This window comes from Streptomyces sp. NPDC107517, assembly GCF_055582645.1.
Genome location: NZ_JBVJPM010000012.1, coordinates 266,175 through 284,021, shown reverse-complemented (window position 1 = coordinate 284,021; position 17,847 = coordinate 266,175). Strand labels below are relative to the sequence as shown.

Genomic DNA, 17,847 nt, shown 5'->3' with positions numbered 1-17,847 from the left:
AGGCCCAGCGTGGAAGTTGTGATCGTCCCGGACGCCAAGGCAGGCGGCGAGCTCATCGCCGAGGCGATGGCTCAGCTGCTGCGGCGCAAGCCCGACGCCCTGCTCGGCGTGGCCACCGGCTCGACCCCGCTGCCCATCTACGAGGCGCTGGCGGCCAAGGTCCGCGGCGGCGAGGTCGACGCCTCGAAAGCCCGTATCGCCCAGCTCGACGAGTACGTGGGTCTGCCGACCGGACACCCCGAGTCCTACCGGGCGACCGTGCTGCGCGAGGTCGTCGAGCCGCTCGGTCTGAGCGAGGGCTCCTTCATGGGCCCGGACGGCAGCGCCGATGACGTACAGGCGGCCTGCGAGGCGTACGACAAGGCGCTCGCGGCTGCCGGCGGTGTGGATCTCCAGCTGCTCGGCATCGGCACCGACGGACACATCGGCTTCAACGAGCCGTGCTCGTCGATCGCCTCCCGCACGCGGATCAAGACGCTGACGCAGCAGACCATCGCGGACAACGCGCGCTTCTTCGACGGCGACCTCAGCCAGGTGCCGCGCCATGTCATCACGCAGGGCATCGGCACGATCCTGGAGGCGCGGCATCTGGTGCTGCTCGCCACGGGTGAGGGCAAGGCGGATGCCGTGGCCGCGACGGTCGAGGGGCCGGTGGCCTCTGTGGTGCCGGCGTCGGCGCTTCAGCTGCACCCGCACGCGACGGTTGTCGTCGACGAGGCGGCGGCGTCGAAGCTGAAGCTTGCCGACTACTTCCGGCACACGTACGTGAACAAGCCCGACTGGCAGGGGCTGTAAGCGAGTTCGGGACGACATGAAGGTGCCGGTCACCCCTGGTGAGGGGTGACCGGCACCTTCATGTCCGTCGTCCGTCGTCCGTCGTCTGTGGGAGGCGGGAGCGTCGCGGCTTGTCGCGCCCACGCGGCGAAACCCGCACCGCGTCACCGCCCCGCGCCCCCGAAGGGGCGCTCGGCTCACCCGGCGACGATCACCTCGGCGGCGGCCAGGCCACACACCCGGGCCGCGCCGTGTGTCGCCACGTGGAGGGCTCCCCGGGGCGGCGCCTGCGGTACGCCCATCTCGACCACGACCGTGTCGGGGCGGGCCGCGAGGAGCGTGTCCAGCGACTGAGCCATCCACGCGTGCCGATGGGCGTCGCGGACCACGGCGACGATGCGCCTCTCCCCCGCCGCGGCCAGGGCGGCGGCGCCCGCGTCCGCGCCGGAGAAGCTGCCGGTCTCCGTGCCGGGCAGCAGCCGCTCCAGTTCGGCGGCGACGCCCCACGGCGTCTCGTCGCCCACGGCGATATTGGCGACGGGCGTGAAGGCGGCGACGTACGGCGCCTCGGTGACCGGGGCCGCGTGCTCACCGCGCGTGACGGTCACCGCCCGCCGCGCCGCGACCAGTCCGATCCCGGTGTCGGGCGCGCCCCCCGAGTGCTCGGCCGCGCCCGGCACCGAGGCCCACCGGGCGAGCGAGCGCACCCGCGCCGCGGCGTCGGCGAGCCGTTCCTCGGGCAGATCGCCCGCGTGCACCGCGGCGACCAGCGCGTCCCGCAGCCGCAGCACCGTGTCGTCGTCGGCGAGCCCGCCGCCGACGCAGATGGCGTCGGCGCCGGCCGCGATGGCGAGGACGCTGCCGCGCTCGATGCCGTACGTGGCGGAGATGGCCTGCATCTCCATGCCGTCGGTGACGATCAGCCCCTCGTAACCCAGCTCCTCACGGAGCAGGCCGGTCAGGATGCGGCGCGAGAGGGTGGCGGGGCGGTCCGGGTCCAGGGCGGGGACCAGGATGTGGGCGCTCATCACCGCGCGCGTACCGGCCGCGATCGCCGCGCGGAACGGCGCGAGTTCACGCTCGTGCAGCACGTCGAGGCCCACGTCGATGCGGGGCATGTCGTGGTGCGAGTCGACGGCGGTGTCGCCGTGGCCCGGGAAGTGCTTGGTGCAGGCGGCGACGCCCACGGACTGGAGCCCGGTGACGTAGGCGGCGGTGTGGCGCGAGACGAGGCCGGTGTCGGCGCCGAAGGACCGTACGCCGATGACCGGGTTGGCAGGGTTGGAGTTGACGTCCGCGGACGGGGCCCAGTTGAGGTTGACGCCGCAGGCGGCGAGGCGGCGGCCGAGTTCGGCGGCGACGGACCGGGTGAGCTCCACGTCGTCGACGGCGCCGAGAGCGTGGTTGCCGGGGAACGAGGAGCCGGAGCGCACCTCCAGGCGGGTCACGTCCCCGCCCTCCTCGTCGATGGCGACCAGGACGTCGTCGCGCTCCGCGCGCAACTGGGCCGTCAGGGCGGCGAGTTGCCCGGGCGAGGCGATGTTGCGGCCGAACAGGCCGACGGAGGCCAGGCCTTCGCCGAGCCGGCGCAGCAGCCAGTCGGGGGCGCTGGTGCCGGTGAAGCCGGGCTGGAGGACGGTGAGCGCGTCACGGGTGAGGGTGTCGGTGCCGCGTGCGGTGAGTGTCGTCATCTGGCGGTGTTATCCCTTCACGGCGCCGTCGGTGAGGCCGCTGACGGCCCTGCGCTGCAGGAAGACGAAGAGGATCAGGATCGGGATCGCGAAGAGCGAGGACGCGGCCATGGTCGCACCCCAGTCGTCGCCGAACGCGGTCTGGAAACTGGAGAGCCACAGCGGCAGCGTCTGTGCCTCGGGCGACTTGTTGAGGACGAGGACCATCGGGAACTCGTTCCAGGCGGTGATGAAGCCGAACATCGACGTCGACATCAGGCCGGGCGCGAGCAGCGGCAGGATCACCCTGCGGAAGGCCTGCATGCGGGTGCAGCCGTCGACCATCGCGGACTCCTCCAGCTCCCTGGGCACGGCGGCGACGAAGCCGCGCAGCGTGAGGAGGGTGAAGGGCAGGATCATCACCATGTAGAAGAGGGTCAGCGGGACGAGGCTGTTCAGCATCGACGCGTCGCGCACGATCATGTAGATCGCGATGACCATGACTTCCCAGGGCGCCATCTGGGCCAGCATGAACCCGATGATGAAGCCGCGGCGGCCCTTGAACCGCATCCGCGCCAGGGCGAACGACGCGGCCAGGCCGATGATCAGCGAGAAGACGACCGCGAGCACGGTCACGGTGACCGAGTTGCGCACCAGCGTCCAGAAGTTGTCGGCGCCGAACGCCGTCCTGAAGTGCTCGAACGTGATGTCGGTCGGGAACCAGACGGGGTTCTCGCTGATGATGTCGCCGGTCGGCTTGAGCGACGTGGCGAACATCCAGTAGACCGGGAAGACGAAGCCGACGAACAGGATCACGGCCGTCACGTTGGGCCAGGCACGGCGGAACGTCGACGAAGCGGAGCGCTTCACTGCTCGTCCTCCTCTTGCTTGAGCACGATCCGGAGGTAGTAGGCGGTCAGCACGAGCAGGATCAGGATCGTCAGGACGGCGATCGCCGCGCCCATGCCGAAGTGCTGGTTGCCGACGCCCTCGATGTACGCGTACACGGGCAGGATCTCGGTGAGCCGGTCGGGGCCGCCACCGTTGATCGTGAAGACCTGGACGAACGCCTTGAAGACCCAGATGATCTCGAGGAACGTCGTCGCGTAGAGGAAGGGCCGCAGATACGGCAGCGTGACCGAGAGGAAGCTCTTCCAGGGGCCGGCGCCGTCGAGGGACGCGGCTTCGTAGAGCTCCTTGGGGATGGTGGTCGTCGCGGCGTAGAGGTTGATCGCGACGAACGGGATCGACATCCAGACGATCAGCACGGTGACGACGAAGAACGTCGACATCTGGGTGCCGGTCCAGCTGTAGTCGGCCATGGAGTGCCAGCCGAGCTTGTCGAGGACCCAGTTGACGACGCCGAAGCGCTCCGCGAACAGCCACTGGTAGACGGTGGTCGCGGCGACGACGGGCATCGCCCAGGCGAGCACGAGCCCGACGAGGAGCAGGACGCGCATGCGCCTGCCGAGCCGGGCGAGGAGCAGGCCGACGAGGGTGCCGAGCACCATGATCAGGACGGCGTTGACGAGGGTGAAGACGATGGAGCGTCCGGTCACCCGCCAGAAGTCCGAACTGGTCAGTACCTCTTGGTAGTTGTCGAAGCCGTTCCACTCGGTGACATGCTGGATCAGCTGCCCCATGTTGAGGTTCTGGAACGACAGGAGCCCGTCCTTGAGCAGCGGCCAGCCGAGGAGCAGCACGGTGGCCGCGACCGCGGGAAGCAGCAGCAGATAGGGCGCGAGCGCCCCGGCCCGTGCGCGGGCCTGCTTTCTCGGTCCGCCGGATCCCCCGCCGTCCGCTTTCAGGACCTCCGCCGGGCCGGAGGGCGGCCGTTCGGTCTGCACGGTCATGCTCGCCATCTCTTTTCTGGGCCTGCCGGGACGCCGTGAACCCCGCGGGGGCGGAGGGCGCATGGCCGCGCTCCGTCCCCGCGGGGCCTGTCGCTGCCTTACTGCTTCTGCGAGAGGCGCTTGTTGAACTCGGCCTCGACCTGCTTGGCGGCGGCGGCCGGGGACTTACCCTTCAGCACCGCGGTCATGTAGGTCTTGACCGGGTTGGGAGCGTTCTCGACCGGGGCCCACTCCGGGATCAGCGGGGTGGTGCCGCCGCCGGCGGCGGCGGGAGCGGCGGCCTCGGCGGCCGCGTTGCCCTTGAGGTTGGACTGCAGCGCCTCCTTGTTGGGGATCACGCCGCCTTCCTTGGCGAGCTGGCCCTCGAACTTGTCGGAGAGCGCGATCTTCAGGAACTCCTTGGCGAGGTCCTGCTTCTTGCTGCCCGCGGCGACGGCGAGGTTGGAGCCGCCGAGGAAGACGCCCTCGGGCTTGTCGGCCGTGGCACCCGGAACGGTGAAGTAGCCGATCTCCTTCTCGATCTTCGGGTTGGCCTTGATGGCGAGGGCGGACTCCCAGCCCATGCCGATGAAGGAGCCGGTCTTGCCCTTGGCGAAGACCTCGGCCTGCTGCGGGGTCGCCTCGTCCTTGTCCTTGGGGGCCTTGGACAGCGCCTGGAACTTCTTGTACGTCTCCATGGCGGCGCCCACCTTGGGGTCGGCCAGGTTGGAGACGTACTTGTCGCCGTCCTTCTTGACGAGCTCGGCGCCCTCACCGATGGTCAGGCCGACGAAGTGGTACCAGTTCTGCCCGGGCAGGTAGATCGGCTCGGCGTCCGTCTTCTTGCCGATGGTCTGGAGGTCCTTGTAGAACTCGTCGCGCGTCTTGGGGAGGTCCTTGATGCCGGCGTCGGCCCAGATCTTCTTGTTGTAGATGACGACGCGGTTCACGACGAACCACGGGGCGGCGTACTGCTTGCCGTCCGAGACCGCGGACTTGTTCATCGACTCGGCCCAGTCGGCGCCGAGGGACGACTTGAGGTCGGAGAGGTCGGCGAGGCCGCCGGTCTTGGCGTAGGCGGGGGTCTGTGTGTTGCCGACCTCGAAGACGTCCGGCGGGTTCTCCTCGGACAGGGCGGTGGTCAGCTTCTGCTGAATGCCGTTCCACTGCTGGATCTCGATCTTCAGCTTCGCGCCGGTCTTCTTCTCGAAGGCCGCCGTGACGTCCTTCTGCCAGGTGTCCGGCGTGGAGCCGTCCATGGCCCACACGGTCAGCGTCTGCCCCTTGTAGCCGTCGGCTCCGGCCTTCTTGTCCGTGCTGCCGTCATCACCACTGCCACAAGCCGCGATCGAAACCAACATGCCCGCGACACCGATAGCCGCAATGAGCCTGCGCTTCACGTCACCCTCCTCAGGGATGCCAGCAACCCCCCGCCCACAACGACGGATACGACGAACACAACAAACTCGACGTGGTACTGCACGTGGGACTGGGACCTGGTCTTTAATGGTGTAGACCAGTACCCGGAGCTTGGCCTAGACCTTTAGGGGTGTCAAGGGTGTATAAGAAGGGCTGTCACGTCCGTTATCGGACCGACACCTGAGGGAGCACGGCTCCCCCGGGGAGGGCCGTGCCACGATGTGAGCCGCGACAGACGGAGGAGCCGGTGACGGCAGCACCACAGGAGCCGGGAAGGCGGGCCATGGGCACCCATGCGGGCAGCAGCGGAACCGATGCGGGCGGCGCCACGACGGCGGAGGCACCCGCAGCGGGCCGCACCGCGCGTGTGCCCAAGTACTACCGCCTGAAGCGGCACTTGCTGGACATGACCGAGACGCTGCCCCCGGGCACACCGGTCCCGCCCGAGCGCACCCTCGCCGCCGAGTTCGACACCTCCCGCACGACCGTGCGCCAGGCCCTTCAGGAACTGGTCGTCGAGGGCCGGCTCGAACGCATCCAGGGCAAGGGCACGTTCGTCGCCAAGCCCAAGGTCTCGCAGGCGCTGCAACTGACCTCGTACACCGAGGACATGCGCGCCCAGGGCCTGGAACCCACCTCGCAGCTCCTGGACATCGGCTATGTGACCGCCGACGACACCCTCGCCGGGCTCCTCGACATCACGGCGGGCGGGCGCGTCCTGCGCATCGAGCGGCTCCGTCTCGCGAGCGGCGAGCCGATGGCCATCGAGACGACGCACCTGTCGGCCAAGCGCTTCCCCGCGCTGCGCCGCTCCCTGGTCAAGTACACGTCCTTGTACACGGCGCTCGCCGAGGTCTACGGCGTACGCCTGGCCGAGGCCGAGGAGACCATCGAGACGTCCCTGGCGACCCCGCGCGAGGCGGGCCTGCTCGGCACGGACGTGGGCCTGCCCATGCTGATGCTGTCGCGGCACTCCGTGGACGGCACCGGGCAGCCCGTCGAGTGGGTGCGCTCGGTGTACCGGGGCGACCGCTACAAGTTCGTGGCCCGCCTCAAGCGCCCGACGGACTGACGGACGTCGCACGCGAATCCGCTTGTGCCGACCGAGAAGTCGGCACATGAACGGCATGTCGGCCACGCTTTGTCCGATATCCGGACGGGGGTTCCATACGACGAGATCGTCGCCTAGATTTCCGCCACGTTAAGCATGAGATAAGCGGGATCAGCGAGGGGACGGACCGCCGAATGTCGGATGTGCCTGAAGTGAAACGGCCGGTGGTCACGCCGGTGCGAGTGGTCATTGCCCTGTGCCTCGTCGCACCGTTCGTGGCGATGCTCTGGGTCAGCTCATACGCGAAGGTCGACCCGGCCTTCATCGGTATTCCGTTCTTCTACTGGTACCAGATGCTGTGGGTCCTCATCTCCACGGCGCTGACGATGATCGCGTACAAGCTGTGGCAGCGTGACCAGCGCGCCCGGAAGACGGGTGGGCAGGCATGAACGGCGGAGTCAACGGCGTCGCGCTCGGCGTCTTCATCTTCTTCTTCATCGCCGTCACGGTCATGGGCTTCCTGGCCGCGCGCTGGCGCCGGTCCGACAACGAGCAGAGCCTCGACGAATGGGGCCTGGGCGGACGGTCGTTCGGCACCTGGGTCACCTGGTTCCTGCTCGGCGGCGACCTCTACACGGCGTACACCTTCGTGGCCGTCCCGGCGGCGATCTACGCGGCCGGCGCCTCCGGCTTCTTCGCCGTGCCCTACACGATCCTCGTCTACCCGCTGATCTTCACCTTCCTGCCGCGCCTGTGGTCGGTGTCGCACAAGCACGGCTACGTGACGACCTCCGACTTCGTGCGCGGCCGCTTCGGCTCCAAGGGCCTGTCCCTGGCCGTCGCCGTCACGGGCATCCTCGCCACGATGCCGTACATCGCGCTCCAACTGGTCGGCATCCAGGCCGTCCTGGACGTGATGGGCGTCGGCGGCGACGAGTCGACCAACTGGTTCATCAAGGACCTGCCGCTGCTCATCGCGTTCGCGGTGCTCGCCGCGTACACGTACTCGTCGGGTCTGCGGGCGCCCGCGCTGATCGCGTTCGTCAAGGACGGTCTGATCTACCTCGTCATCGCCGTCGCGATCATCTACATCCCGATCAAGCTGGGTGGCTTCGACGCCATCTTCCACGCGGCGAACGAGAAGTTCGCGACGCCCAACCCGGCGACGGGCAAGCCGGTCGGATCGCTCGCCCCGGCACCGGCCGGGCAGTGGACGTACGCGACGCTGGCCCTCGGCTCGGCGCTGGCGCTCTTCATGTACCCGCACTCGATCACGGCGACGCTGTCCTCGCGCAGCCGCAACGTGATCCGCCGCAACACCACCATCCTGCCGCTGTACTCCCTGATGCTGGGCCTGCTCGCGCTGCTCGGCTTCATGGCGATCGCGGCCGGGATCAAGGTGCAGAACGGGCAGCTGGCGATCCCGCAGCTGTTCGAGAACATGTTCCCCGACTGGTTCACGGGCGTCGCGTTCGCGGCCATCGGCATCGGCGCGCTGGTGCCCGCGGCGATCATGTCCATCGCGGCGGCGAACCTGTTCACGCGCAACATCTACAAGGACTTCATCAAGCCCGACGCCACCCCCGAGCAGGAGACCAAGGTCTCCAAGCTGGTCTCGCTCCTGGTGAAGGTGGGCGCGCTCGCCTTCGTCCTCACCATGGACAAGACCGTCGCGATCAACTTCCAGCTCCTGGGCGGCATCTGGATCCTCCAGACCATGCCGGCCCTCGTCGGCGGCCTGTTCACCCGCTGGTTCCACCGCTGGGCGCTGCTCGCCGGCTGGGCGGTCGGCATGGTCTACGGCACGCTCGCCGCGTACGGGGTCGCGTCGCCGACGCAGAAGCACTTCGGCGGCAGCGCCAAGGAGATCCCGGGCATCGGCGAGATCGGCTACATCGGCCTCACGGCGTTCGTGATGAACGTGGTGGTGACGGTGGTCCTCACCTTCGTCCTGAAGGCGCTGAAGGCCCCTGAGGGCGTCGACGAGACGTCCGCGGCGGACTACACGGCGGACGCCGGCGACCCGGGTGTCCTGAAGGAGCTGCCGGAGGCGACGGCGGGAGCCGGCGGGCACTGACCCGACTTCCCCGACGCAGCACGGGCCGCCGGATTCCTCCGGCGGCCCGTTGCCGTACCGCGGGTTCATGAAGCCTTGCAGAGGTCCTTCCTCACCCGCCGCGCCGCCTCGGCGGCCGAGGAGGAGCCCCGCATGCGCACCAGTTCCCCGCGCGTCCCGGCCGGCCGCGCAGGCGCTCCGGTCGCCTCCGCCGTAACCCCGGTCGAAGGTTCCCAGGGAGATCGCGGTCGCCTTCGCGCCCTTGCCGACGGCCCCCGGCCGGAAGGAGGGCGGCGCCCAACTCGGTGTCCGTGAAGACCTTCGCGGGGTCCGCCGTGCGGTCGGCACGGGACGCCGAAGGCTGCTTGCTCGCACCGTCGCCGCGCGCCCCGTCCCCGCCGTCGCCGCATCCGGCGAGCAGCACCAGCAGTACGGCGGCACAGGCCGTTCCCCGCCCTCGCACCGCGCTTCCCCCTGCTAGGCCATCAGTTCGGCCGCAACCCTGGTCGACACAAGATGTGGGGCTGTCATCCGAGGCCGGCACAAGATGTATGCTCGTGCTCGCTGTCGCCGCAGGGGAATCCGGTGCAAGTCCGGAACTGTCCCGCAACGGTGTACGTATGCACGCATACGCGAAGTCCGAGGACCTGTCGACAGCCTGCCCGAGCCGTCCGGCCCGGGCTGACGACGTCCGGGTCTCGTGGAGTGGGCCGGTGACGCGGGCTCCGCCATGCCCCCGTGCCCTCCTCCCCGTCAGGCCCAGAGCCGAGCGAGGGAGAGCTCCACGTGACCATCGCGCCCGCCGAACCGGCCTCAGCGCCGGCAGGGAACCCCGAACAGCACGACGCCCCGGGAACCGCGCTGCTGCGCACCCTGACCGAACTGACCGCCGACCTGACGGACACCGACCCGGGCAAGGTCGCCGCCGCCGCGCTGCGCGGCAGGTCCGCCGTGGCGGACTCCGGCATCACCGCCGAGCTGCGCTCCCTCGCCACCGAGGCCGCCGCGGGCCTGATCTCCGAGGACCCGGCGTACTCGCGGCTCGCCGCCAGGCTCCTGACGATCAGCATCGCCGAGGAAGCCGCGTCGCAGGGCGTCACCTCGTTCTCCGAATCCGTCGCGGTGGGCCACCGCGAGGGCCTGATCGCCGACCGCACGGCCGACTTCGTGCGGCTGCACGCCGAACGCCTCGACGCGCTCGTCACCGGCTCCGCCGCCGAGGGCGCCGACGACCGCTTCGGCTACTTCGGACTGCGCACCCTGCACAGCCGTTACCTGCTGCGCCACCCGATCACCCGGCAGGTCGTCGAGACCCCGCAGCACTTCATGCTGCGTGTCGCGTGCGGCCTCGCCGAGGACGACTCGGTCCGCGCCCTCGACGAAGTCGCCTCCCTGTACCGCCTGATGAGCCGACTCGACTACCTGCCGTCGTCGCCGACGCTCTTCAACTCCGGCACCCGCCACCCGCAGATGTCGTCCTGCTACCTCCTCGACTCGCCCCTCGACGAGCTGGACTCCATCTACGACCGCTACCACCAGGTGGCGCGCCTGTCGAAGCACGCGGGCGGCATCGGCCTCTCGTACTCGCGCATCCGCTCGCGCGGTTCGCTGATCCGCGGCACCAACGGGCACTCCAACGGCATCGTGCCGTTCCTCAAGACCCTCGACGCGTCCGTCGCGGCCGTGAACCAGGGCGGCCGGCGCAAGGGCGCCGCGGCCGTCTACCTGGAGACGTGGCACTCCGACATCGAGGAGTTCCTGGAGCTGCGGGACAACACGGGCGAGGACGCCCGGCGCACCCACAACCTCAACCTCGCGCACTGGATCCCGGACGAGTTCATGCGCCGCGTCGCCGACGACGGCACGTGGTCGCTCTTCTCGCCGTCCGACGTGCCCGACCTCGTCGACCTGTGGGGCGAGGAGTTCGACACCGCGTACTGCGCGGCCGAGGCCGCCGGGCTCGCGCAGAAGACGATGCCGGCCCGCGAGCTGTACGGCCGCATGATGCGCACCCTGGCGCAGACCGGAAACGGCTGGCTGACCTTCAAGGACGCCGCCAACCGCACCGCCAACCAGACGGCGGAGCGCGGCAACGTCGTCCACTCCTCGAACCTGTGCACCGAGATCCTCGAGGTCACGGACGACGGCGAGACCGCGGTCTGCAACCTGGGATCGGTCAACCTCGGCGCCTTCGTGCGCGACGGCGGTATCGACTGGGAGCGTCTGGACGCGACCGTGCGCACGGCCGTCACGTTCCTCGACCGCGTCGTCGACATCAACTTCTACCCGAGCGAGCAGGCCGGCCGCTCCAACGCCAAGTGGCGTCCGGTGGGCCTCGGCGCGATGGGCCTCCAGGACGTCTTCTTCCAGCTGAAGCTGCCCTTCGACTCCCCCGAGGCGAAGGCGCTGTCCACGCGGATCGCCGAGCGCATCATGCTCGCCGCGTACGAGGCGTCCGCCGACCTCGCCGAGCGCAACGGTCCTCTGCCCGCCTGGGAGAAGACCCGCACCGCGCGCGGCGTGCTGCACCCCGACCACTACGGCGTCGAGCTGACCTGGCCGGAGCGCTGGGCCGCGCTGCGCGAGCGCATCGCCGCCACCGGGATGCGCAACTCCCTGCTTCTCGCCATCGCGCCCACCGCCACCATCGCGTCCATCGCGGGTGTCTACGAGTGCATCGAGCCGCAGGTCTCCAACCTGTTCAAGCGCGAGACGCTGTCCGGCGAGTTCCTCCAGGTCAACTCCTACCTGGTGCAGGAGCTCAAGCGGCTCGGCGTGTGGGACGCGCAGACCCGCGAGGCGCTGCGCGAGTCCAGCGGTTCCGTGCAGGGCTTCGGCTGGATCCCGGCCGAGGTGCGCGAGCTGTACCGCACGGCGTGGGAGATCCCGCAGCGCGGCCTCATCGACATGGCCGCGGCCCGTACGCCGTTCCTCGACCAGGCGCAGTCGCTGAACCTGTTCCTGGAGACGCCCACCATCGGCAAGCTCTCGTCGATGTACGCGTACGCCTGGAAGTCCGGTCTGAAGACGACGTACTACCTGCGCTCGCGCCCGGCGACGCGGATCGCCCGCGCGGCGTCCGCCGCCCCCGTCCCCGTCCAGCAGGCCGCCGACCCCGAGGCCGTCGCCTGCTCCCTCGAAAACCCCGAGTCCTGCGAGGCCTGCCAGTAATGACCACCCCCGACTCCGAGAAGAACCTGCTCGACCCTGGCTTCGAGCTGACCCTGCGTCCCATGCGCTACCCGGACTTCTACGAGCGCTACCGGGACGCGATCAAGAACACCTGGACTGTCGAGGAGGTCGACCTCCACTCGGACGTCGCCGACCTCGCGAAGCTCTCGCCGGGCGAGCAGCACATGATCGGCCGCCTGGTCGCGTTCTTCGCGACGGGTGACTCGATCGTCTCGAACAACCTGGTCCTGACGCTGTACAAGCACATCAACTCCCCCGAGGCGCGCCTGTATCTGTCGCGCCAGCTCTTCGAGGAGGCCGTGCACGTCCAGTTCTACCTGACCCTCCTGGACACCTACCTGCCCGACCCGGAGGACCGCGCGGCCGCGTTCGACGCGGTCGAGGAGATCCCGTCCATCCGTGAGAAGGCGGAGTTCTGCTTCAAGTGGATGGACTCGGTCGAGAAGCTGGACCGCCTGGAGACGAAGGCGGACCGCCGCCGCTTCCTCCTCAACCTGATCTGCTTCGCGGCGTGCATCGAGGGCCTGTTCTTCTACGGGGCGTTCGCCTACGTGTACTGGTTCCGCAGCCGCGGCCTGCTGCACGGCCTCGCGACCGGCACGAACTGGGTGTTCCGCGACGAGACGATGCACATGTCGTTCGCGTTCGAGGTCGTCGACACCGTCCGCAAGGAGGAGCCGGACCTGTTCGACGACCGGCTCCAGGAGCAGGTCACCGCGATGCTGCGCGAGGCGGTCGAGGCCGAGCTCCAGTTCGCCCGCGACCTGTGCGGTGAGGGCCTGCCCGGGATGAACACCGACTCGATGCGCCAGTACCTGGAGTGCGTCGCCGACCAGCGTCTCCAGCGCCTCGGCTTCGCACCCGTCTACGGCTCGGAGAACCCCTTCTCCTTCATGGAGCTCCAGGGCGTCCAGGAACTGACGAACTTCTTCGAGCGCCGGCCGTCGGCCTACCAGGTCGCGGTGGAGGGTTCGGTCGGGTTCGACGAGGACTTCTAGGCCGGGGTCTGCGCCCCGAAGTCTCCTGGCCGGGATCTCCTGACCGGGATCCCTAGGCGACCGTCGTGAACTCGGCCCGGCGGGACGGGCGTTCCGCGTCCCGCCGGGCCTGCCGGATCTCCCGGTCGATCCGGCGGTCGTGGGCCATCCCGTACAGGGACGGGGCGGCCAGGAGGAGGAAGACGAAGAGGACGGTGAGGAAGTTCATCGCTGTGTTCATGTCCTCCACTCTCGTCCGCCGCGGACGCATCCGGCAGTGGCAGGACTGTCACCGACCCTCGAATTACTGCCAAGCCTGCGGCACACTGAAAGCATGCTGAAGAACGTGGCCGCTGTGCTGCTCGACGGTGTGCATCCCTTCGAACTCGGCGTCATCTGCGAGGTGTTCGGCCTCGACCGGAGCGAAGCCGGACTGCCTGTCTACGACTTCGCGGCGGTGTCCGTGGAGGGGCCGACGCTGTCCACCCATGTACCGGGCATGACGATCTCCACCCCGTACGGCCCGGAGCGGCTCGAGGAGGCCGACCTCATCGCCGTCCCCGCGGCGGGCCGCGTCCGTGAGGGCTGTCCGCCCGAGCTGCTCGCCGCGCTGCGCCGGGCCGTCGACCGGGGCGCGCGCGTCCTCAGTGTCTGCTCGGGGGTGTTCGTGCTCGGCGAGGCCGGGCTGCTCGACGGCCGCCGGTGCGCGGTGCACTGGCGGTACGCGCAGGAGCTCGCCGTCGCGTTCCCGCGCACCCGCGTCGACCCCGACGTCCTGTACGTGGACGAGGGGCCGGTCATCACCTCCGCGGGCACCGCCGCCGGTATCGACGCCTGTCTGCACATCGTCCGCACGGAGCACGGCTCCGAGGTCGCCAACGCCATCGCCCGCCGCATGGTGGTCCCGCCGCACCGCGACGGCGGCCAGGCCCAGTACGTGGAGCGACCGCTGCCCGTCACTCCCTGCGACACCGTGGGGGGCGTGCTGGCGTGGATGGAGGCCCATCTGGACGAGACGCTCACGGTCGAGGAACTCGCGGCGCGCGCCCATATGTCGCCGCGCACCTTCGCGCGCCGCTTCCAGCAGGAGACGGGGACGACGCCGTACCGCTGGCTGCTGCGCCAACGGGTGCTGCTGGCACAGGAGTTGCTCGAAGGCACGGACCAGACGGTGGAGTCGATCGCCGGGCGGGCCGGGTTCGGCAACGCGGCGGCGATGCGGCATCAGTTCATGAAGGCGCTGGGCACGACACCCAACGCCTTCCGGCGCACGTTCCGGGTCCGATCCGCGGCCTAGGGTCTTTCGTTCGGATCAGGCCGGGTGGGCGGGGGCCGGTCGATGACCGCCCCCGCCCACCCGGCGCCGGACCGCTACCCGCGCCCCTCCACCCGCAGCAGCGCCCGCTTGGGCTGGAGCGTGATCCCGATGCGGGCCGTGCTGTCCGTCTCCGCGACCGGAACCAGCCGCCAGCGAGGCGACACCGTGGCCAGGATGATGGCCAGTTCGGCCATGCTGAAGTGATCGCCGGGACACTTCCGGTTACCGACACTGAACGGCATCATCGCGCTCTGCCGGCTTTCCGCGGCGCGTTCCGGCAGCCAGCGGTCGGGGTCGAACCCCAGATGATCCGGGAAGGACCGCGGATCGCGCTGCATCGCATACGGGCTGTAGACGATGTCCGCACCGGCCGGAATGTGATAGCCGCCGAGCTCGGTATCGACGGCGGCCTGCCGCGTCAATATCCATACGGCCGGCCGTATGCGCATAGCCTCCGTGATGACATTGCGCGTGTGGATTAGACCCTTGAGGTCGGCGAATGCGACGGGCCGGCCGGCCGTCACGGATTCAACCTCCTCGTGCAACCGGCTTTGCTGCTCGGGGTGTTCCGCGAGGAGCTGGAACGTCCACGTGAGGGTCGACGCCACATTCTCCGCGCCGGCCACGACGAGGGAGACGACTTGGTCGTGCACCTCCTGCTCGCCGACCGTTTCGCCATTCTCGTCCTCGGCCCCGAGCAATGCCGCGAGCAGGTCACCCGGATTGACGCCGGACGCGCGCCGCTCGGCAATGATCTCGTCCACCAGCCGATGCAAATCGGCCAACGCCCGCTCGAATCGGCGATTGGCCGGAAGTGGCAGCCGGTAGAAGGGTCCGACGGACAGGACCATGCGCCGGTACAGGCCGCTGAAGACCGTGTGCAGCGAGGAGCTGAGCCGGTCGGCGCGCTCGTCGACCGAGTCGACGTGCAGGACGGAACGGGCGACGATCCGCACCGCGGCGCGGAACACCTCGGCGCCGATGTCGACCGTGTCGCCGGGCTTCCAGCGCGCCGCCATGGCACGCGCCTCCTCCTCCATCACGGTCGCGTAGTCGGCGATGCGGTCGGTCCGGAACGCGGGCTGGACGGTCCGCCGCTGGCGCCGGTGCATGGGGCCGTTACTGGTCGCCACGCCCTTGCCGAGAAGCACTCCGAGCGTGTCCCACAGGGGCCCGCCGACCCGGTAGTCGGGGCTCTTGAGGAGCGCGGCCACAAGGTCGGGATCACAGACCGCGTACGCCGTCTTCGGGCCGAGCCTGAGGCGGACCAGGTCGCCGTGGCCGCGCAGTGAGGCCACGAAGGCGAGGGGGTCGCGCACGAGGTTCCAGGCGTGCCCGAGGAGGGGCGCGCCGCCGCCGGCGTACGGCGGTGTGCGCCGCTCGCCGGGCTCCGCCACGGCCGGAACGGAGGATTCTGCCGATTCGACGGTCATTCGTCACCTGCCTGGTCGCTGATGTACGGAGGAGTGGCGCGGTCGTCCCAGCTGTCCACCTGATAGCGGCCCGACTCGTGGTGGAACCAGTACACGGAACTGAACCAGTTCCGCATATTGGAGACGCACGACCTGAGTGCCTGGGCGAGGCTCTCGCCCGCTAAAGTCCCGTCGGCCGCCTCGTTCGCCATCCGCAGAACTTCGGGCTCCGCCACCAGGAATTCAAAAATGCATCCTCGAACCCTTCGGCGGACTTCTTCCACAGCCCCTTCGAGGGAAAGCCCTTCGTGCTGGATGAGGCTGATTCCGAGGTTGTGGAGTTCATCGCCCGCGAGTTCCTTGGGCAGTGAGCACAGGTCGTTGTACCACGCGGCGAAATCCTGGCACGCGAGCGCGGCACGCCGGTACGCGGGGCTTTCGATCACCCATTCCGGGAGCTCGTACTGCGCGGTCGGCTCAAGGAGATCGAGCCATATCCAGTGCGCGAAGGTATTCCTTCGGAGTTCGATGTACTCCTCGACCGAAGGCACCGTTCCCGAGGTCCGGTTCCGGAATTCCTGGTCGTAGGCGTCGATCACCACGTGGAAGTGGCGGGCGAACCGGGCGTTCCACGAACGGGTGAGGGAGCCGTTCAGCCGGAGCACGCTGTCGGCGAACGCCGCAACCAGTGGGTCCTTGTGGTGCAGATGGAGCTGAGGTGCCTCAAGTGCCGCGTGGAGCTGGACGGCGAGGCGTCGCCAGGCACCGGCCCGACCATGGATCACGTCGCGGTCGTGGCGGTCGTCCCAGACGAAGAACCACGCGCTGTAGTCGCAAATCGCGGAGAGGAGGTCGTCGGAGGCTCCTATGTAGTAGCCCGCCATGAGGTCGGTGTAGCACAGGCCATCGGCATATTTCTCCACCTTGTCGGGCGACATGAGCCGCTTTTGGAGCAGCCAGGACCGCGTCTTCTCCTGAAGCTTTGGCCAATACGGATGCAGATTGCGAGGAAACGCCTCCTCGATCACCGGTAGCGCCAGCGCCGGTGGGACCGCTGTCTGCGTCTGCGTCTGTGTCTGCACCCGAGTCCGTGAAGTGCCGTGTGAGAAAGCAGGCACGAACAAACCCCTCTCAGCCGCCTGATGGCATGCGCCCCTCCGCCGTGCCGGGCGCACGCCGTTGCGTATCCCCGCACTTTCTATTCAGCACTACAACTGACCGTTCTGGGAACGGATTTGCTCCCCTCACTCCCCCCACGCGCCGGAAAAGTCCCCTTAGATGACTGATTTTGGATCACCGCGGCCGGTCCGGTTCGTACACCTGACCGCAGGGGCGGTCCGGACCCCGAACACGCGAGCGGCGTCCGGCCAGTTGGGAATCTGGCACGGACGCCGCTCAGCTGTCACTCGGGTGCGGTCAGGACCCAACAGGCCCTTCTCTCTCAGTCGTTGGGGACGACCTCGTAGCGCGGGGTGCCCTCGGCCATCTGCTTCAGGGCGTCCTTGCGCTCGCGCTTGGAGAGGCGGTCGATGTACAGGTACCCGTACAGGTGGTCCGTCTCGTGCTGGAGGCAGCGCGCGAAGTAGCCCGTGCCGCGGACCTTGATCGGGTTGCCCTTCTCGTCCTGCCCGGTCACCACCGCGTAGTCGGGACGCGCGAGCGGCGCGTACGCCGTCGGCACGGACAGGCAGCCCTCGTTCGAGTCGTCGAGGCGGCGCTGGTCCGCGGGCAGCTCCTGGAGCACCGGGTTGCAGACCACGCCGGTGTGGCGCGCCCCGTCGTCGTCCGGGCAGTCGTAGACGAAGACCTTCAGGTCGACGCCGATCTGGTTGGCGGCGAGGCCCACGCCCTCCGCGGTGCGCTGGCTGGCGAACATGTCGTCGACCAGCTGCGCGAGCTCGTCGCCGAACTCGGTGACGTCCTTGCACTCCTTGTGCAGGACGGGGTTCCCGACGACGGTGATCGGCCGCGACGTGCCGCGCGCGACGGCGGCCTCCTCGCGGGCGGCGTTGTCCTCGGTGTCGAGGACGAAGCCCTCGTCGTCCACGGGGAGCACTCCGGCGTGCTCGTGCTCGGTGTCCTGCTGCGCCATGTCCGACGTACGCCTTCCGGTACCTGCTACGACAAATTTTCCGGGTACAGCCTA

The 17,847-nt window shown here is 69.1% G+C and carries 15 protein-coding genes and 1 riboswitch; of the genes, 7 read left to right on the top strand and 8 right to left on the bottom strand.

Annotation, left to right across the window (positions count from 1 at the left end):
* Positions 1-9 precede the first annotated feature (9 nt).
* On the top strand, positions 10-795 hold the full coding sequence (nagB, locus tag ACZ67T_RS27145; protein ID WP_469987574.1) for a glucosamine-6-phosphate deaminase: 786 nt from the start codon (positions 10-12) through the stop codon (positions 793-795).
* Between the two features lie 176 nt (positions 796-971).
* Here the strand turns inward: nagB and ACZ67T_RS27140 are convergent, their stop codons facing one another.
* From ACZ67T_RS27140 to ACZ67T_RS27125, 4 genes are all read right to left on the bottom strand, one after another.
* Positions 972-2,465 carry a glycoside hydrolase family 3 protein gene (locus ACZ67T_RS27140; protein ID WP_469987573.1) on the bottom strand — a complete coding sequence of 498 codons (1,494 nt, stop codon included), beginning with the start codon at positions 2,463-2,465 and terminating at the stop codon, positions 972-974.
* Positions 2,466-2,474: 9 nt separating this feature from the next.
* Positions 2,475-3,314, bottom strand: a complete 840-nt coding sequence (locus tag ACZ67T_RS27135) for a carbohydrate ABC transporter permease (RefSeq protein WP_469987572.1) — start codon at positions 3,312-3,314, stop codon at positions 2,475-2,477.
* Complete coding sequence (locus ACZ67T_RS27130) at positions 3,311-4,297, bottom strand: carbohydrate ABC transporter permease (RefSeq protein WP_469987571.1); 987 nt, start codon at positions 4,295-4,297, stop codon at positions 3,311-3,313. The genes ACZ67T_RS27135 and ACZ67T_RS27130 overlap by 4 nt, the downstream gene beginning before the upstream one ends.
* 98 nt (positions 4,298-4,395) lie before the next feature.
* Positions 4,396-5,676, bottom strand: coding sequence for an extracellular solute-binding protein (locus ACZ67T_RS27125; RefSeq protein WP_469987570.1), 1,281 nt, complete (start codon positions 5,674-5,676; stop codon positions 4,396-4,398).
* 302 nt (positions 5,677-5,978) lie between these two features.
* Here ACZ67T_RS27125 and ACZ67T_RS27120 point away from each other — a divergent pair, with 302 nt between their 5' ends.
* The 5 genes from ACZ67T_RS27120 (at position 5,979) to ACZ67T_RS27100 (ending at position 12,992) form a co-directional block, all read left to right on the top strand.
* Positions 5,979-6,767, top strand: coding sequence for a GntR family transcriptional regulator (locus ACZ67T_RS27120; protein ID WP_100595947.1), 789 nt, complete (start codon positions 5,979-5,981; stop codon positions 6,765-6,767).
* 173 nt (positions 6,768-6,940) lie between these two features.
* Positions 6,941-7,195 carry a DUF3311 domain-containing protein gene (locus ACZ67T_RS27115; protein ID WP_100595948.1) on the top strand — a complete coding sequence of 85 codons (255 nt, stop codon included), beginning with the start codon at positions 6,941-6,943 and terminating at the stop codon, positions 7,193-7,195.
* Entirely contained in the window at positions 7,192-8,823 is a 1,632-nt protein-coding gene (mctP, locus tag ACZ67T_RS27110) for a monocarboxylate uptake permease MctP (RefSeq protein ID WP_469987569.1), read from the top strand. The genes ACZ67T_RS27115 and mctP overlap by 4 nt, the downstream gene beginning before the upstream one ends.
* 530 nt (positions 8,824-9,353) lie before the next feature.
* Positions 9,354-9,471: riboswitch (cobalamin riboswitch) on the top strand.
* A 117-nt stretch (positions 9,472-9,588) separates the two neighbouring features.
* The gene (locus tag ACZ67T_RS27105) at positions 9,589-11,973 is read left to right on the top strand and encodes a ribonucleoside-diphosphate reductase subunit alpha (RefSeq protein WP_469987568.1); all 2,385 of its coding nucleotides are present in this window, start codon (positions 9,589-9,591) and stop codon (positions 11,971-11,973) included.
* Positions 11,973-12,992: a ribonucleotide-diphosphate reductase subunit beta gene (locus ACZ67T_RS27100; protein ID WP_469987567.1), complete on the top strand. Its 1,020-nt coding sequence runs from the start codon at positions 11,973-11,975 to the stop codon at positions 12,990-12,992. Before ACZ67T_RS27105 ends, ACZ67T_RS27100 begins: the two co-directional genes overlap by 1 nt.
* Before the next feature lie 52 nt (positions 12,993-13,044).
* Here the strand turns inward: ACZ67T_RS27100 and ACZ67T_RS27095 are convergent, their stop codons facing one another.
* A complete protein-coding gene (locus tag ACZ67T_RS27095; protein ID WP_469987566.1) occupies positions 13,045-13,212 on the bottom strand; it encodes a hypothetical protein in 168 nt (55 codons plus the stop codon).
* Between the two features lie 93 nt (positions 13,213-13,305).
* Between ACZ67T_RS27095 and ACZ67T_RS27090 the strand changes: the two genes are divergently transcribed.
* Positions 13,306-14,268 (top strand): GlxA family transcriptional regulator, encoded by a 963-nt coding sequence (locus ACZ67T_RS27090; protein ID WP_469987565.1) that lies wholly within the window; start codon positions 13,306-13,308, stop codon positions 14,266-14,268.
* A gap of 74 nt (positions 14,269-14,342) precedes the next feature.
* On the opposite strand, the gene ACZ67T_RS27085 is transcribed toward ACZ67T_RS27090, so the two are convergent.
* The 3 genes from ACZ67T_RS27085 to def form a co-directional block, all read right to left on the bottom strand.
* Positions 14,343-15,722 (bottom strand): bifunctional albaflavenone monooxygenase/terpene synthase, encoded by a 1,380-nt coding sequence (locus ACZ67T_RS27085; protein WP_469987564.1) that lies wholly within the window; start codon positions 15,720-15,722, stop codon positions 14,343-14,345.
* Positions 15,719-16,819: an epi-isozizaene synthase gene (cyc1, locus tag ACZ67T_RS27080; protein ID WP_469987563.1), complete on the bottom strand. Its 1,101-nt coding sequence runs from the start codon at positions 16,817-16,819 to the stop codon at positions 15,719-15,721. Before cyc1 ends, ACZ67T_RS27085 begins: the two co-directional genes overlap by 4 nt.
* A 323-nt stretch (positions 16,820-17,142) precedes the next feature.
* Entirely contained in the window at positions 17,143-17,793 is a 651-nt protein-coding gene (gene def / locus ACZ67T_RS27075; protein WP_116510169.1) for a peptide deformylase, read from the bottom strand.
* Positions 17,794-17,847: the final 54 nt, after the last annotated feature.

Excerpts from the sequence above, each read along its gene's own strand:
- ACZ67T_RS27140 (WP_469987573.1), bottom strand. The coding sequence starts at position 2,465 with ATGACGACACTCACCGCACGCGGCACCGACACCCTCACCCGTGACGCG.
- ACZ67T_RS27130 (WP_469987571.1), bottom strand. The coding sequence starts at position 4,297 with ATGACCGTGCAGACCGAACGGCCGCCCTCCGGCCCGGCGGAGGTCCTG.
- ACZ67T_RS27120 (WP_100595947.1), top strand. The coding sequence starts at position 5,979 with ATGGGCACCCATGCGGGCAGCAGCGGAACCGATGCGGGCGGCGCCACG.
- ACZ67T_RS27115 (WP_100595948.1), top strand. The coding sequence starts at position 6,941 with ATGTCGGATGTGCCTGAAGTGAAACGGCCGGTGGTCACGCCGGTGCGA.
- mctP (WP_469987569.1), top strand. The coding sequence starts at position 7,192 with ATGAACGGCGGAGTCAACGGCGTCGCGCTCGGCGTCTTCATCTTCTTC.
- ACZ67T_RS27100 (WP_469987567.1), top strand. The coding sequence starts at position 11,973 with ATGACCACCCCCGACTCCGAGAAGAACCTGCTCGACCCTGGCTTCGAG.
- ACZ67T_RS27095 (WP_469987566.1), bottom strand. The coding sequence starts at position 13,212 with ATGAACACAGCGATGAACTTCCTCACCGTCCTCTTCGTCTTCCTCCTC.
- ACZ67T_RS27090 (WP_469987565.1), top strand. The coding sequence starts at position 13,306 with ATGCTGAAGAACGTGGCCGCTGTGCTGCTCGACGGTGTGCATCCCTTC.
- ACZ67T_RS27085 (WP_469987564.1), bottom strand. The coding sequence starts at position 15,722 with ATGACCGTCGAATCGGCAGAATCCTCCGTTCCGGCCGTGGCGGAGCCC.
- def (WP_116510169.1), bottom strand. The coding sequence starts at position 17,793 with ATGGCGCAGCAGGACACCGAGCACGAGCACGCCGGAGTGCTCCCCGTG.